Source organism: Polaromonas sp. P1_G2 (assembly GCF_056405515.1).
In genome coordinates this window covers 1-463 of record NZ_JBFUBY010001086.1, presented here as the reverse complement: position 1 = coordinate 463, position 463 = coordinate 1, and the positions used below count along the sequence as shown (strand labels likewise).

The 463-nt window shown below is 63.1% G+C and carries 1 protein-coding gene; it reads right to left on the bottom strand.

Annotated elements, in window-relative coordinates:
* Positions 1–7: 7 nt before the first annotated feature.
* A partial coding sequence (locus tag AC1D0P_RS29175) for an ATP-binding cassette domain-containing protein (protein WP_477679925.1) occupies positions 8–463 on the bottom strand: 456 nt, incomplete at its 5' end.

Here is a 463-nt window from a genome sequence, read left to right as displayed (position 1 = left end):
GCCATGGTCAAGCCTCCCTGATCACGCGGCCGGTTTCGGCATCGAAGAGCCTGACCGCGCCCGGATTGACCGTCAGCCTGGCCTTCATGCCGGCTTCGAGGCCGGTGTCATTGTCGAGCACGACCTTGATCGTTGCCTTGTCACGGCCGAGATGCACGATGGTGCGGGCGCCGATGCGCTCGACGAAGAACACCGGCAGGCTGCTTTCACTTGCCGCAAGCGACGCCTGTTCCGGACGGAAGCCGTAAAATACCGACCGGCTCGCTGCCTTTTTCGCCGCCCGGGTCAACGCTGCGTCCAGCACTTCGGACGTCCCGAACTCGCCGAGTTCGGCATGGATGCCATCGGCTTTCTCGATCAATTCAGCCTTGATCAGGTTCATGCCCGGCGAGCCGAGGAAGCCGGCGACGAAGGTGTTGTTCGGATTGTTGTAAACCTCGACCGGGGCGCCGGCCTGCAGCAT